This window comes from Microbacterium sp. 8M (assembly GCF_902506375.1).
Taxonomy (GTDB): domain Bacteria; phylum Actinomycetota; class Actinomycetes; order Actinomycetales; family Microbacteriaceae; genus Microbacterium.
On the sequence record NZ_LR733284.1, the window covers coordinates 2,698,971 to 2,713,258 of the forward strand.

Here is a 14,288-nt window from a genome sequence, read left to right on the forward strand (position 1 = left end):
CTGGGACCACTATGACGCAGACCCCCGACACGGTGCTCGTGATCGTGCCGGCCTGGAACGAGGAGCGCAACGTCGGCAACACCGTGCGCGAGATCCTCGGCACCGGCCGCGACTACCATGTTGCGGTGATCGACGACGGATCCGCCGACGACACCGCCAAGGTCGCCAGGGAGGCCGGAGCGACCGTGCTCACGCTTCCGTTCAACCTCGGCGTCGGCGGGGCGATGCGCACCGGCTTCACCTACGCGCAGCGCAAGGGCTACCGCCGCGCGATCCAGGTCGACGCGGACGGTCAGCACAACCCGGCCGACATCGAGAAGGTGCTTCGCGGCCTCGAGTCCGCGGACATCTCGATCGGCGCGCGCTTCAGCGACGTCGGAGACTACAAGGTGCGAGGACCGCGTCGCTGGGCGATGGTCGTGCTCGCGTCGATCGTCTCACGCGTGGCGCACACGCGTCTGACCGACGTGACCAGCGGATTCCGCGCTGCGAACGCCCGAGCCATCGATCAGTACGTGAGCTACTACCCCGCCGAGTATCTCGGTGACACGTTGGACTCGCTCGTCGTCGCCTGTCACGCCGGTCTCACCGTCACTCAGATTCCCGTGGCCATGCGGCCGCGCATGCACGGCACGCCGAGCCAAGGAGCGTTCGGCTCGACGGTCTACCTCGCCCGCTCCGTGCTGGCCCTGGGCCTCGCTCTTCTGCGTCGCCCGCGCGGAGCACGACCGACGGAGGGCGCCGCATGATCGCCGTCACCGGGATCGTCCTCGCGATCGTCATGCTCATCGTCGTCGTGGCCATGCTCCTGACCCGGCGCCTGCGGGAGAAGTACGCCGCGCTGTGGATCGTGATCAGCCTTGCGATCCTCGTCTTGGGGATCTTCCCTCAGCTGCTGCAGGCGATGACCTCGCTGTTCGGCGTGGTGCTTCCGGCGAATCTGCTGTTCGCGCTCGCGATTCTGCTGCTGCTCGGCGTGGCGCTGCACCTGTCCTGGGAGCTCTCCCAGGCGGAGGAGGAGATCCGCAGGACCGCGGAGGAGATCGCGATCCTGCGCGCAGATCACGACGAGCTGTCGCAGCGCATGACGCGGCTGGAGTCCGAGTCATCGCGCGGATCGGATGCCGGCGTCGCCTCCGATGAGTGAGCCAAGCCCGGCGCGGGTGCACTCGGGGAGCGGGTTGCGAGCCATCCTGCTCGCCACCGCAGTCGCGGGCGGGATCGGCTATCTGATCCAGGCGGTCGTACCGCGCCTGGTCTCGCACGAGACCTACCTGACGTTCCAGACGTTCTGGTCCTCGACCTACCTCGTGGTCTCCTGCCTCGCCGGACTGCAGCAGGAGCTGACCCGCGCGTCACGCGCGGGGCCCGACGGTTCCGGCCATCGCACCTGGCGGGCTTTCGCGCTCATCGCGGCGGTCACGTCAGCCGTCGTGGTCGCCGTCCTGTTCGGACTGATCGGGCCGCACGTGTTCCCTGCAGACACGGCGTCCCTCGTCGCCGCGATCGCCCTCGCCGCCTTGGGCTACGGCCTCATCGCCGCCGTCAGCGGCGCGATGTACGGGGTCCAGGACTGGACGGGTGTCGGCGGGATGACGATCGGCGATTCGGTGCTGCGCGCGATCGCGATCGCGCTGGCGCTGTGCGCGGGCGGAAGCGCGATCCTGCTGGCCTGGGCCGTGGCCGTCCCCTTCCTCGTGGCGGCCATCGCCATCTGGCTATGGCGGGGGCGACGGATCGCCGCACACCTGCAACTCGACGTAGGGATGTCCGCGCTCTTCCGGAACACCGCAGCGACCCTGTTGGCGTCGCTGGCCACGGGCGCTCTGATCAGCGGCCTCCCCCTGCTGCTGCGCGCCTTCGCCGCCGATGCGGGCACGGGCCTGCTCGCTTCGGTCATCCTCGCGATCTCGCTCACGCGGGCGCCCCTGGTCGTCCCGCTGGTGGCACTCCAGGGCTATCTGCTCGTGCGGTTCCGCGACGCCCGCGGTCATGTCGGCATCGTCCTGCGGTGGGTCGTCGCGCTGCTGGCGCTCATCGCAGCGCTCGCCGGCCTCGCCGCCTGGCTGGGACCTCTCGTCCTCGCCTGGCTGTATCCCGACTACGTCGCACTCGACGGCGGCGTGCTCGCTGCGATCGTCGCCAGCGCCGGCCTGACCGGCATCCTGTGCCTGACCGGACCCGCAGTGCTCGCCGCACACCGGCATCGCTGGTACGTCGCGGGCTGGCTGGTCAGCGCCTGCCTGACGGTATTGATCCTGCTGGCCCCTTGGGAACCGCTCCCCCGGATCCTGTTGGCGTTGACGGTGGCGCCGGTCATCGGTGGCATCGTTCACGTCATCGAGCTGGCGCGCATCGGGACCGCTCAGGAAGCCGGCGTCACGAGCGAGAGGTGAGCAGCGCCTCCTCGAAGACGGCACGCGTGTCCCGTGCCGTCCGCGCCCAAGTGAACTCCCGCGCACGGGCCAACCCTGCTTCGGTCATGTCCGCGACCAGGCCTGGATCCGTGCAGACCTCTGTCAACAGTCCGGCGAGGGCTTGGTCGTCCGACGGGTCGAAGTAGCGGGCGGCGTCACCGCCGACGTAGCGGTGCACCTCGATGTCGCTGAGGAGAGCGGGCAACCCCGCCTCCATCGCCTCGAGCGTGGGCAGCGAGAACCCCTCGGCGAACGATGGGATCGCCAGAGCCGTGGCGACGGAGTACAGGCGGGCCACCTCCGCGTCGTCGATCCAGCCCTTCAGTTCGACCCACTCCCCCATGCCCAGGCTCTGAACAAGGGGCGCGAGCGGATCGTCCCCACGTCCGCCCGTGATGACGATGCGGGGCCGCTGCAGCGCAGGGATCAGTGCTGCAGCCCGGATGAGCGCCCCCCAGTTCTTGTGCGGGCGGCGGTTACCCATCGCCAGGATCAGGGGCCCTTCGGAGCCCGCCAGCCGACGATCGACGTTCTTCGGCGCTTCACCGGCGAGAGGGATCACATCGATCCGGTCGGATGGGACGCCGAGGTACTTATTGATCTCGCGCTGCGAGGTCGGACTGATCGTCACCACACGTGCGGCGTTCGCGGCGGCCTTGCGCTCCATCCACTTCACCGGGGCGGTGTAGAGCGGGGTGGTCATCAGCTCCGGATGACTCCAGTACAGCATGTCGTGCATCGTCACGACGGTGGGCATCGCCGTCCGACGCGGTCCGAGCGTCGCCGGAGAATGAACCAGGTCGACCTTCTCGCGACGCGCTGCGCGGGCGACCTGGCTCAGTTCGCCCCACGCCCAGATGAAGCGGTTCTCGCCGCTGATGCCTGATTCGCCGATCCGCCCCGGAAACCACGAGAGATCGAGGTCTGCGCCCTCCTTGGAGACGTAGCCGATGTACTCCCAGTCGCCGGGCATCGCTCCCAAGGCGCGATAGAGCTCCCTGGTGTAGGTTTCCATGCCGCCCTTCGTGCCGGTGTACGAAAGGAGATCAACGAGAACGCGAGGCACCGATCCAGCCTACAAGGTCGGGCCGGAGCGCTTCAGGCGCCGGGTGCCAGGGCCGCCGCGCGCTGCGGCTTCCGGCGTACGCGCGCCATCGCCCTCCGCTCGATGAGCACCCAGCTGAGCCAGGCGAGCCCGAAGGTCACGATCACGGCCACGACGTCATAGAGCACCATGCCCAGAACGCCTGCGCCGATGCCGACGCCCAGAAGGGCGAGCAGCTGCTGCACCGGCCACGCATAGATGTAGAACCCGTAGCTGACGTCGTTGCGAGAGACCCAGGCCGGCTGCGGCACGATCGTCGACAGCCAGAGGATCCCGTACGCGAGGAAGGGCGCCGCGATCTGTCCGCCCCAGCCGGGGATGAACGCACACAGCACGACAGCGACGATGAGCGAACTCACCCCGAGCCACGCGTTGACACCGTGTCGCTCGATGAAGAAGTAGACGCAGGCTCCACCGAGGAAGAACGGGGCGAGCTTGAGGAAGAGGAGGAAGCTCGGGTCGAGACCGAACCGGACGACCAGGGGTTCGACGGCATGGGCTGCCGTGACGAGAAGGAACGAGACGATCGCGATGATCGCGTTACGGCGGAACCACACGAACGCGCCCAGGATCCAGACGAGGATGTAGCACAGGAACTCATAGAAGAGCGTCCAGAGCGAGCCGTTCCACGCAGTCGGATACGGCACAGAACTCAGCGAGCGCCCGATACCGTATTCGTTCATGTACAGGGTGATGTTGCTCCAGACGAACTGGGCCGGGGTCACCGGGGTCGTGGCGTAACCTGCGAGAGTGCCGTACTGGAGGAGCACGGCGATCGGCGCGAACACCACCGCGGTGACCACGAGGCAGGCGAGGAACGCCGGATAGATCCGCATGACCCGATGGAGCAGATAGTCGCCGGCGCCGGTACGCAGCCGGGAACGCGTGATGAGGAAGCCGCTGACGACGAAGAAGCCGGCGACGGCCCACCCGCCGATGTTCTCGCCCTGCAGATGCGGTCCTGTCCCGTTGCCCGTCGTGTAGAAGGAGTGGGCGAACAGCACCAGCGCCGCCAGGATCAACCGGAACAGGTTGAGGCTGTTGTCCCGGTAGGGAAAGGGGCGACCACGCAGGACGGCGGGAAGCGTCACTTGAGCAGCTTCCGCTCCGCCATCTCCTTGAGCGAGCGCTCGTACCCGTCGGCCTCGATCGGCTCGGTCAGAACCCATTCGGCGAACCGCTTCACGCCGTCTTCGAAGGCGACGGCCGGCGTGTAGCCGAGCACCTCGCGCAGCGCCGTCGTGTCGGCCACGTTGTGGCGGATATCGCCGAGCCGGTAGTTGCCGGAGATGTGGGTGGGCACCTCGGTGCCATAGGCCGCGAACAGCGCGGCGACGACCTCGTTGACCGAGGTGGCGACACCGGATCCGACGTTGAAGATGCCGCCGGCCGCGGCGGGGACGGTCGCGGCGCGGAAGGTGGCCTCGACGACATCGTCGATGTAGACGAAGTCGCGGCTCTCCTCGCCGTCCTCGAAGATGTTGATGTCCTTCCCCTGGCGGATCAGCGTCGAGAAGATCGAGAGGATGCCGGTGTAGGGGTTCTTCAGCGACTGGCCGGGGCCGTAGACGTTCTGGTACCGCACCGAGACGGGCTCGATGTCGATCGTCGGCGCGACCGTCATGATCAGCGACTCCTGCATCTGCTTCGTGATGCCGTACACCGATGACGGATGCACGAGCGCCGTCTCGTCCGTCGGGATGAGTCGGAGCGGCCCCTCACCCGGCATGTGCACGTCGAAGTCGCCAGACGCCATGTCGGCGTCGGAGCGGTGACCCGGGTACACCCGGCGACCGTCCTCGGTCTCGTATGCGCCTTCACCGTAGATCGAGCGGGACGACGCGATGACGATGCGCCGCACGGAGTTCTCCTCGTTCGTGAGGATGTCCAGCAGCTTGGCGGTTCCCCCCACGTTCGCGTCCACATACCGATCGATCTCGTACATCGACTGACCCGTGCCGGTCTCCGCGGCGAGGTGGATCACGATCGTCGCGCCCGAGAGCGCGCGACGCAGGTCGTCCTTCGAGGTCACGGTGCCGACGATCACCTCGGCGACTCCGTCGAGGGAGCGCAGCAGCGGGGACGTCGTGACCGGGTCATCGCCGTGCACCTGCGGGATCAGCGAGTCCAGCACGGTCACGGTGTGTCCGTCGGCGGCGAACCGCGCTGCCAGGCGGGTTCCGATGAACCCGGCCCCTCCGGTGATCAGGACGTGTTCGGGCATGGGTGTTCTCCTCGGCGGTCAGGCGGTCCTCGGCAGCGTTCGACGCATCTGCGAAGGCCTCAACCCGCGAAAATGTGCGCCAGCGTCGATTTTAGCGCAGCGCCGTTGCCGTGCTGGATGACGCCTGGCAGCTCCGTCAGCGCGTGCAGCCGCGACATCAGTCGCACGGACGCCACTCGCGCCGTCTTGCGCCACCCCTTGGCGAGAGCCAGCCCTCGGGCCGTGCGGTAATAGGCGCGCTCGTCCCGGAAGCGGCGCCCGTCCAGAATGGTCTTCTGCGAGGCGCTGGCACCGTGACGGCGGTAGGAGAACGCGATCTCGGGAGTGTAGGCCAGCGAACCGCCATCGAACGCGATGTCCATCAGCAGAGCCAGATCCTGGATGATCGGCAGTCCCTCGCGGAAATCGATCCGCTTCAGAGTCTCCGTGCGGAACACGAGTGACGGCCAGTAGAGCCAATCGCCGCGGATGAGGCTCGTCGCCATGTCCGCCCCTGTGAGCACGACGCTGCGGCCGTCGCTCTTCGGTGCCAGGAGCCCCTGCTTGACGCGGTCGACGAGGGGCGTGACCCGTGTGCCGTGCTCATCGATGACGACCACGCCGGGCTGGATCACGTCGGCCTGCGGGGCGTCGGCGATGGTGCGCAGCACCACGTCGACGTAGTTCGGGTGCAGGAGGTCGTCGCAACCCAGGATCGCGATGTACGGCGTGGTGGCCCGACGGATGGCCTCGCGGTAGTTCTCGGTGATGCCGAGGTTCTTCTCGTTGCGGACGTAGGTGATCCGGTCGTCGTCGATGGCCGCGAATCGACCGGCCACCGTCTCGTCCGGGTAGCAGTCGTCGATTACGATCAGCCGCCAGTCCTGGTTGCGCTGCGCGCGCACGGACGCCACCGTCTCGAAAAGAAGGTCCGGGTCGCCCCAGAACGGGCAGAAGATCTCGAGTGTCATTTCGCCAATCCGCAGGTAGTGATCTCGTAGAGACGGGCTCCCGGCTCCGACGCCAGCAGCTTCGCAAAGGGTGTTCCCTCGAGATCCTCGACCCCCTCGAACCCGCCTGGGTTCTTGGAGAAGGCCGGGCCGTCAAAGTCCAGGATGTAGCGCACCCCGGTCTTCTTCAAGGCGGCGCACATCTCCGGCGAGTCGCCCTCGGTCGCGAACCGACGGTTGATCTCCTCGGCTGCGGCGCTCTCGTCCATCAGCAGATGGGGCATCAGGACGCGGCGGTCGGCGATGGCGTACGCGAACGAAACGCCGCGCCATGGGTCGCCGGCGATCACGGCTCCCTCCGGCACGTACTCGTCGACCTCTTCGATGAGCTTGTACTCGCCGGCGGAGAGGATCGGACCATCGGCACCGGGACCCTGCCCGTAGACGAAGTGGAGATCCGCCGCCGCCTGCTTGAGCCCGCCGCTCTGCACGAGGAGGACCATGATCACCGCGAATCCCAGGAGCGCGAAGGCGCGCGGGCGCCGCCACGGCAGTCCCGCACGGTGACCGAGGCGTGCGATGACGCGCACGAGGAAGGAAGCTCCGAGTGCGGCGAGCGGGATCACCGACACCGCCCAGATGCTCGCCAGGCGCGGTGGATTGTTGTACCAGGGACCGGTCAGCCAATCGCGCAGCGCCTGCGAGGGAGAAGCCGCGACGACGACGTAGAGGACGGTGCCGATCAGGGCCATACCGAGGGCGATCGAGCGCGCATACGTGCGCCGCACGAGGGCGATGAACACCCCGAGACCGATGAGGACGGCGAGTCCCGGAGCGATCGGATAGCCGAAGACGGACGCAGTGACGACTTCGCCGATCGCACCGGCGAGGTTCGAGGTCACAGGCCAGTAGATCTGGTCTGCCGGCGGGCGCACGACTTTCAGGGTGAGGAGGGCCGCGCCGACGAAGAGGACGACTCCGACGACGACGACGGCGCGGTACCCGCGCGCACCATGCCGGCGCCAGAGCCAGGCGGCCAGCAGCAGCACCGCCGGGGATCCGAGTGCCAGCACGGCCAGGAACGCGCCGGGATGAGCGACCGCGATACCCGGCGTGAGCAGCACGAGCAGGAGGACGAGATCGTGGCGGCGCACGACGGGATGCGGATGCAGCGCCCGGATGACCGCGGCGATCGCGACCGGGGCGAGCGCGAGCCCCAGAAAGAGCGGATACAGCGGCCCGTAGTGCAGCGGGAGGAAAGGGAAGGCCGGGGACGCCGCGGACAGGGCCCCCGCAGCGATCGCGATGATCCGGCTGCGGCCGAACAGAGTCCGCACCAGGAGGATCGACGAGAGCGGCCACACGAACGCGGCGACCACGAGGACCAGCGCGTTGCTGGCGAGCGGGACGGCGCTTCCCGACAGCTGCGCGACGAGCGCTCCGAGTGCGTGCCAGGCGGAGGGATAGATGAGATGGGGGCTCGTCATCGTGCCGACCCACAACGGCGAGGCGTTGCCCGTGTCGAGCACGTACTGGATCGCATTGACGTGGAAGAAGTTGTCATACCGCTGGTTGACGAGGGCCGGATCCCCGAATCCACGGCACACGATGTAGGCGATCGGCACCGCCGCCACCGCGAAGGCCAGCGCCGACGCCCAGCCGCCGCCGTGGCGTGCGCGCCGCCGCGGCATCGGCCGTCCGACCCACTGCATCCATGCCCAGGCCACGACCGCTGCGACGACGGTCAGCACCAGCACGGGGAGGATGCCCCATCGCACGCCGGTCGCCCCCGCCAGCACAGAGGCGACGACGACCAAGGACACGGAGAGCGGCGCGGTCGCTGCCGCGAGCCACCAGCCCCGGAGCCGCAGCGCGAGCCCCAGCGTCAGGCCGGGGACGGTGAGGACGAGGATCGCCGCGAGCACAGGAGGGACGAAGGGGAGCCAGGTCCCCAGCAGCTGCGTCATTCCGCCCGCCTCACGCGGCGTCGAGTGACGTCGTCGCTCGCTCGTCCACGTGAGCGACCTTCGGGTTGAAGGTGATCCCGCGCAGCCAGCGTCCCATGAGCTTGGCGCGCAGATCGAGAGGCACGCGACCGCGGTGCAGACTCACGAACAGGCGGGCACCGAACTCGAGGAAGTGCAGCACTCCGCGATGGTGCAGCTGCCAGGAGGACTCGTTGCGCACACCGTACGAGAACTTCCAGAAGTTCTTGCGGTCGACCATCGAGAAGTTGACGCCCTTGTTGTCGCCCATGTCGTGCACGACGACGCTGTCGAGCACCTGCACGCCGGGGCATCGTGCCGTGACGCGCAGGGTGTACTCGCGATCGTCGAACCAGATGAAGTACTCGGAGTAAGGAAGCCCGTACTCCGCGATCGCCCAGCGCGGGATGAGGACGGAGACGAAGGAGCAGGCCGTCACCATGACGTTCTGCTGGCCCTGGACGAGCAGACGTCCCCAGTCCCAGGTGGGAACCGGGTTGTTCATCTCGCAGATGTTCCCGTCGGTGAACTTCACCACGGAGCAGGAGAAGGGGACCTCGGGCCCGAGCTCTGCGACCGCCTCGTCGAGACCGCGCACGAGAGCCTCGACCGCGCCAGGCTCGGGATAGCAATCGTCGTCCATGATCCAGACGTGGTCAGCCCCGGATCCGTATCCACGGCGCATGCCCTCGGCGAAGCCACCCGCGCCGCCGAGGTTCTCCTGCATGGTCACGACGGAGAGCGGAACGGAGCTCTCGAGCGAGGCGAGGTACTCCTTCGTCCCGTCCGTGGAGGCGTTGTCGATGATGAACAGCGTCGAGACGGGATGCGTCTGCTTCTCGATCGCCGCGACGACGTTCTTCAGCTTCTCGAGCCGGTTGAACGTCACGACGACGGCGGCGACCGTCGCGCTCACCACGTTGCGATCTCTTCCGTGAACCACTGCGTCGCCGTCTTGTTCGCCAACAACTTCTTCTCCGCTTTCCGTTCACGGCGCCACAGATCCTCACGCGCCTTCTCGTCTGCGGCGAGTGCGAGCACCGCCGCGGTCATCTCGCGCACCGCGCGGTGCACGTTACGTGATACCAGAGCCGACGCCGGGATGATGTCGGACTGCGCTCCGACGTCGGTCGACACGACCGGGACTCCATGCTGAATCGCCTCGAGCGTCGTCAGCGTGAGGCCCTCGTTGTGCGACGGGATGACGAGCACGTGCGCTTCGTCGAGCGTCTCCTTCACCGGGACGGCGGAGGTACGCCGGACGATCACATCGGACAGCCCGTCGGCCGCGATGATGTCGTCGATCCACGAGGACTGCTCCCCGTCGCCATGCATGACGAATCGCATCTCGACGCCGTGGCGGCGCAGGTTGCGCACGAGCGTCACGAACACCTCGGGTGCCTTCTGACGTGCAAGCCGTCCGATGAACGCCACCGTAAGGGGCTCGCCCGCGCCACGAGGGCGGAAGCGCGCGTCGCGCGGCTTGATGGTGAGACCGCCCAGGGGCGCCATCCTGACCTTCTCCGGCGGGACGCCCTGAACCTGCGTCATCCACGCGGCGAGGCGCGGAGAGATCACGTGGTGCACGGAGATCGAGTCGGTCACGATCGCACTGCTGCGCGGATAGCCGCCCCCGCGGTACTCCACGATGTGCGTCGAATCCAGGACCGGGATCTCGCGACGGTTGCGCCGGATCCACGCGAGCCTGTCGTACAGCCACTGATTGTGGTGGACGACGACACCGCGCACATCGTAGAGCCGCAGCAGCGTGCGCAATAGCGGTTCGACGCCGGGGGTCTGCGAGAGGTGCGTGGCCTCGGAGAACGGGATCAGCAGTGCCCCGTCGAGCTCTTCACGGCCGATCCAGGCGTGATGGGAGTCCTTGTTGGTGAGCACGATCGGGAGGAAGCCCGCCTCGCGGACGAGGCGCACCGTCTCGAACGCCCACCTCTCGGCACCTCCGAGCTCGAACCAGTGCAGCCCCAGGATCACCGCCTTCGACGCTCCGGCTTCGTGCGGTGCGGCCGGGACGATCTCGTAGTCCTCATCCACGCCGCCGGCGTCGAACTGCGCTTCGTACTGCTGTCGCGGGGCGGCCTTCGTCGTGCTCCGACGGTGCCGCAGCAGCACGAGGTCACGGGCCTCGTCGTACCACAGCGGTGCGGCCGCCTTCACCCGACGGGCTACCTGGCCGATCAGGTCGGTGCGGGGCGGCCGCGCGGGATCCTCTGCGATCACAGCGTCCGACGAGATGTGCAGGTGCCGCACGGGGGAGCCGATCAGCTCGAGCGCGCGCGCCTCGCCCTTGGCCTTCTCGCGGCGCTCTGCATCGACCAGGCTGCGCATTCGCACGGTGCGCAGCCGTCGCCGGAACTGACGCGATCCGCCGTCGAACGTCGCGTCGTCGGTGAGACGCGGAAGCGTGGTGAGGTCGCCGTCGTAGAGATGGATCTCGAGCTCGCGCTCGGGCGCCATGATCGCGTGGAAGTTAAGTGCGCCGACCAGCAGGCGGATCTCACGCTCGGAGAGACCGTCCAGCGCCGTGTCGTCGAGCTCGAAGAGCGCGGGCAGATCGTGGACTCGATGATCGGTCACAGTCAGAAGACTCCTGGAGGCACGAAACGCGGGCAGACAACGACCGCCATCCTAGCCGTCCGCTCTCGACGGATCCTGAGCGCGCCGTCCGGAGCAGGGCAGGCCGTCCCGGCTCCGCCGCGCGGCGGATTCCCTGCTCCCTCCTTCTATGATGGCTAGGCGCCTGCGAACCCGCGCAGGCAGATGGAGGTGGTCGCGCGGTGTCAGATACCCGCTTGGACGGTGTGGCGCGCCTCACGCGGCCAGGAGCCAATGGAGGGCTGCTGGAAGTATTCCGGCACCGTTATCTGCTCTCGCTGATCGTGCGCAAGGAGGTGCAGATCCGCTATCGCGGATCTGTGCTGGGCTGGCTCTGGTCCTACGTCAAGCCGCTCGTCCAGTTCGCGGTCTTCTACTTCGCGATCGGCGTCTTCCTCGGCCAGAACGGCCGCGTCCCCTACTTCCCCATCTACCTGCTGTCGGGCATCACCGCCATCACCTTCTTCAATGAGGCGTTCTCGAATGGGACGCGGTCCCTCATCGACAATGCCGCGCTGATCAAGAAGATCTATGTCCCCCGGGAGATGTTCCCGGTGGCCAGCATGCTCATCGCGGGGGTCAACATCCTTCCGCAGATCCTCGTGGTCGTCGTGATCGCGCTCTTCTTCGGCTGGACGCCGAGCTTCATCGCCGTCGGAGCGATCCTCCTCGCGCTCCTCATCGTCGCCGTGCTGGCGAGCGGACTCGGCCTGCTGTTCGGATCCGTGAACGTCACCTTCCGCGACGCACAGAGCTTCGTCGAGATCATCGTCATGGTCGCGGTGTGGGCTTCTCCCGTCATGTACGAGTGGCACGCGGTGGCTTCGGTCGTCCCCGAGTGGCTGTCGGTGCTCTACCGGTGCAACCCCCTCACGGCCGCGGTCGAGCTATTCCACTACGGCATCTGGTACCAGCTGCACCCCGCCGACGTGCAGCTCGCGCCGAACCTGTGGCTCTTCTCGGGGATCGGGCTCGCGATCTCCCTCGTCTTCCTCGCGATCGGCCAGATCGTGTTCCGCCGTCTGGAGGGTCGCTTTGCCCAGGATCTCTGACCCCCTCCCCCGCGTCGTCGTGGACGGCGTGCGCAAGGAGTTCCGTCTTCGCCACACTCACTCGATCAAGGAGACCGCGCTCGCGGCCGTACGCAGGAAGCCGCTCACCACGGCGTTCCGCGCCCTCGACGGCGTGTCCTTCTCGATCGGCGAGGGCGAATCGGTGGCGCTGCTCGGATTCAACGGATCGGGCAAGTCCACCCTGCTCAAGATGATCTCCGGGGTCCTCAGCCCCGACTCCGGCGAGGTGCTCACCCGCGGTCGGGTGGCCGGACTCATCGAGGTGGGAGCCGGCTTCCATCCGGATCTGTCCGGTCGTGAGAACATCTTCCTCAACGCCGCGATCCTCGGAATGAACAAGAAGGAGATCGAGGAGCGGTTCGACGACATCGTCGCGTTCAGCGAGATCGAGCAGTTCATCGACACCGAGGTCAAGCACTACTCCTCCGGAATGTTCCTTCGCCTGGCCTTCTCCGTCGCCATCCACACGGAGGTCGATGTGCTCCTGATCGACGAGATCCTCTCGGTCGGCGACGAGCCGTTCCAGAAGAAGTGCATCGCGCGCGTCCGCGAACTGCACGATCAGGGCAAGACCCTCGTCGTCGTCAGCCACGACCTGAACATGGTCTCCGACCTCTGCGAGCGCGGGGTCCTCCTCCGCGATGGCAAGGTGCACTTCGACGGTCCCAGCAAAGAGGCCGTCGAGATCATGCGCGCCTGACCCCCAGGGTCGTCGCGCCTCCTACAGCTCGGCGTGCAGCGTCCAGACGCGCTCGGCGGAGCCGTTCCAGGAGTAGGCCCGCGAGCGGTCCGCGGCCATCACCGAAAGACGCCGTGCGCCGTCGCCCGCCGCATCGCGCACCGCCTCGGCGAACCCTTCCGCCCCCACCAGCACGCCTCCCTCGGCGAGCACGTCCCGGTGCACACCGCCGTCGGCGGCGACCACGGGCACGCCGAGGGTCAGCGCCTCGATCATGCGCCACGGCCACGTCGCTGCCACGTCGGCGGCGGTGAACGCGAGCGCGCCGGCGAGCAGCGCCGCACGGTCGGGCGCATCGAGGCGCGCCGGGATGTGCACCCGCGGAGCGGGGAGCCCGGCGGATGCGGCGGTCTCGGCGATCGCTGCGGCGGCGCCCGCCGGTGCGTCCAGGACGAAGACGTCGGCATCGACGGCGACCGCGGCGCCGAACACCGGCTCGAGGGTGCCTGCGCCGCCCGTGGCGACGAGGTAGCGGGCCGGAGCCCCGAGGGCGGCCCGGCGCTCGGTCGCGTCGAGCGGGATGCCGAATCCGTCGGCCACGGCGCCGGGGATCACCCGGATGCGGTCCGCGAACCGGCCCAGGTCGGCGAGCCGCTCGGCCATGGCGTGCGTCGGCACCACGACGGCGTCGGCGTGCTTGACGGCGCGCTTCAGCATGCCCCGCTGCCAGAGCACGCTCGCGCGGGGCAGCTCCTCGGGCGCGGTCCACGCCCGCAGGTCCCACACCGTCACCACGGTCTGGTCGTAGTCGTTGACCCGGTCGTGCTTCACGAGCGGCGCGAACAGGGACGGCGCGTGGATCATGCCTCCGCCCACACCGGCGACCACGCCGAGCTGCCAGGCGGCTCCGAGCTCACGGCGAGCGAGCGCCAGACGGTGCACGGTGCGCGCACCGGGGACGATGCCCTCGCCTCCCGACGGCACGATCGCCTCGACCTCGCATCGGGGCGGGGCGGTCTCGGCGAGCCCGAGGACCAGGGAACGTGCCGCGTCGGCCTGATCAGGGTCCACGATGTCGTTCGCCTGATCGAGGACCACCCGCAGCACAGCCATGCTCCGAACGTACCCAGCGTCGCGCGCGCAGCCGCCGAGGCGCTCCGCCGGCCGCCGGATCCGGGCCCTTCGACAGGCTCAGGGACCGGGTGGTGCAGGCTCAGGAGCCGGATGTACCCCGGATCGGGCCCTTCGAGAGGCTCAGGGACC

General features: G+C 68.2%; 13 protein-coding genes. 5 read left to right on the top strand and 8 right to left on the bottom strand.

The genetic code is table 11. From position 1 onward, the window contains the following. The first annotated feature begins 11 nt into the window (after positions 1 to 11). Genes AERO9AM_RS12880 through AERO9AM_RS12890 form a run of 3 tightly spaced genes read left to right on the top strand, consistent with a single transcriptional unit; the run spans position 12 to position 2,396 of the window. On the top strand, positions 12 to 749 hold the full coding sequence (locus tag AERO9AM_RS12880) for a glycosyltransferase family 2 protein (RefSeq protein ID WP_159576494.1): 738 nt from the start codon (positions 12 to 14) through the stop codon (positions 747 to 749). Further along, entirely contained in the window at positions 746 to 1,147 is a 402-nt protein-coding gene (locus AERO9AM_RS12885; protein WP_159576495.1) for a DUF2304 domain-containing protein, read from the top strand. Before AERO9AM_RS12880 ends, AERO9AM_RS12885 begins: the two co-directional genes overlap by 4 nt. Then, positions 1,140 to 2,396 (top strand): hypothetical protein, encoded by a 1,257-nt coding sequence (locus tag AERO9AM_RS12890; RefSeq protein ID WP_159576496.1) that lies wholly within the window; start codon positions 1,140 to 1,142, stop codon positions 2,394 to 2,396. Before AERO9AM_RS12885 ends, AERO9AM_RS12890 begins: the two co-directional genes overlap by 8 nt. On the opposite strand, the gene AERO9AM_RS12895 is transcribed toward AERO9AM_RS12890, so the two are convergent. From AERO9AM_RS12895 to AERO9AM_RS12925, 7 genes are all read right to left on the bottom strand, one after another. Then, entirely contained in the window at positions 2,380 to 3,432 is a 1,053-nt protein-coding gene (locus AERO9AM_RS12895; protein ID WP_159576497.1) for a glycosyltransferase family 4 protein, read from the bottom strand. The genes AERO9AM_RS12890 and AERO9AM_RS12895 overlap by 17 nt on opposite strands. Before the next feature lie 83 nt (positions 3,433 to 3,515). Then, complete coding sequence (locus AERO9AM_RS12900; protein WP_159576498.1) at positions 3,516 to 4,613, bottom strand: acyltransferase family protein; 1,098 nt, start codon at positions 4,611 to 4,613, stop codon at positions 3,516 to 3,518. After that, on the bottom strand, positions 4,610 to 5,746 hold the full coding sequence (locus AERO9AM_RS12905) for an NAD-dependent epimerase/dehydratase family protein (RefSeq protein ID WP_159576499.1): 1,137 nt from the start codon (positions 5,744 to 5,746) through the stop codon (positions 4,610 to 4,612). The genes AERO9AM_RS12900 and AERO9AM_RS12905 overlap by 4 nt, the downstream gene beginning before the upstream one ends. A gap of 59 nt (positions 5,747 to 5,805) precedes the next feature. After that, positions 5,806 to 6,696, bottom strand: coding sequence for a glycosyltransferase (locus tag AERO9AM_RS12910; protein ID WP_159576500.1), 891 nt, complete (start codon positions 6,694 to 6,696; stop codon positions 5,806 to 5,808). Next, entirely contained in the window at positions 6,693 to 8,642 is a 1,950-nt protein-coding gene (locus AERO9AM_RS12915) for a DUF6541 family protein (protein ID WP_159576501.1), read from the bottom strand. The genes AERO9AM_RS12910 and AERO9AM_RS12915 overlap by 4 nt, the downstream gene beginning before the upstream one ends. Before the next feature lie 10 nt (positions 8,643 to 8,652). Continuing rightward, positions 8,653 to 9,579 (bottom strand): glycosyltransferase family 2 protein, encoded by a 927-nt coding sequence (locus AERO9AM_RS12920; protein ID WP_159576502.1) that lies wholly within the window; start codon positions 9,577 to 9,579, stop codon positions 8,653 to 8,655. After that, positions 9,573 to 11,255, bottom strand: coding sequence for a glycosyltransferase (locus AERO9AM_RS12925; protein ID WP_159576503.1), 1,683 nt, complete (start codon positions 11,253 to 11,255; stop codon positions 9,573 to 9,575). Before AERO9AM_RS12925 ends, AERO9AM_RS12920 begins: the two co-directional genes overlap by 7 nt. A 200-nt stretch (positions 11,256 to 11,455) precedes the next feature. Here AERO9AM_RS12925 and AERO9AM_RS12930 point away from each other — a divergent pair, with 200 nt between their 5' ends. Together AERO9AM_RS12930 and AERO9AM_RS12935 are read left to right on the top strand one after the other, a co-directional pair. After that, complete coding sequence (locus tag AERO9AM_RS12930; protein WP_159576504.1) at positions 11,456 to 12,325, top strand: ABC transporter permease; 870 nt, start codon at positions 11,456 to 11,458, stop codon at positions 12,323 to 12,325. After that, positions 12,309 to 13,046 carry an ABC transporter ATP-binding protein gene (locus AERO9AM_RS12935; RefSeq protein ID WP_159576505.1) on the top strand — a complete coding sequence of 246 codons (738 nt, stop codon included), beginning with the start codon at positions 12,309 to 12,311 and terminating at the stop codon, positions 13,044 to 13,046. The genes AERO9AM_RS12930 and AERO9AM_RS12935 overlap by 17 nt, the downstream gene beginning before the upstream one ends. 21 nt (positions 13,047 to 13,067) lie before the next feature. Here the strand turns inward: AERO9AM_RS12935 and AERO9AM_RS12940 are convergent, their stop codons facing one another. Beyond that, the gene (locus AERO9AM_RS12940; RefSeq protein WP_159576506.1) at positions 13,068 to 14,138 is read right to left on the bottom strand and encodes a glycosyltransferase; all 1,071 of its coding nucleotides are present in this window, start codon (positions 14,136 to 14,138) and stop codon (positions 13,068 to 13,070) included. Positions 14,139 to 14,288: the final 150 nt, after the last annotated feature.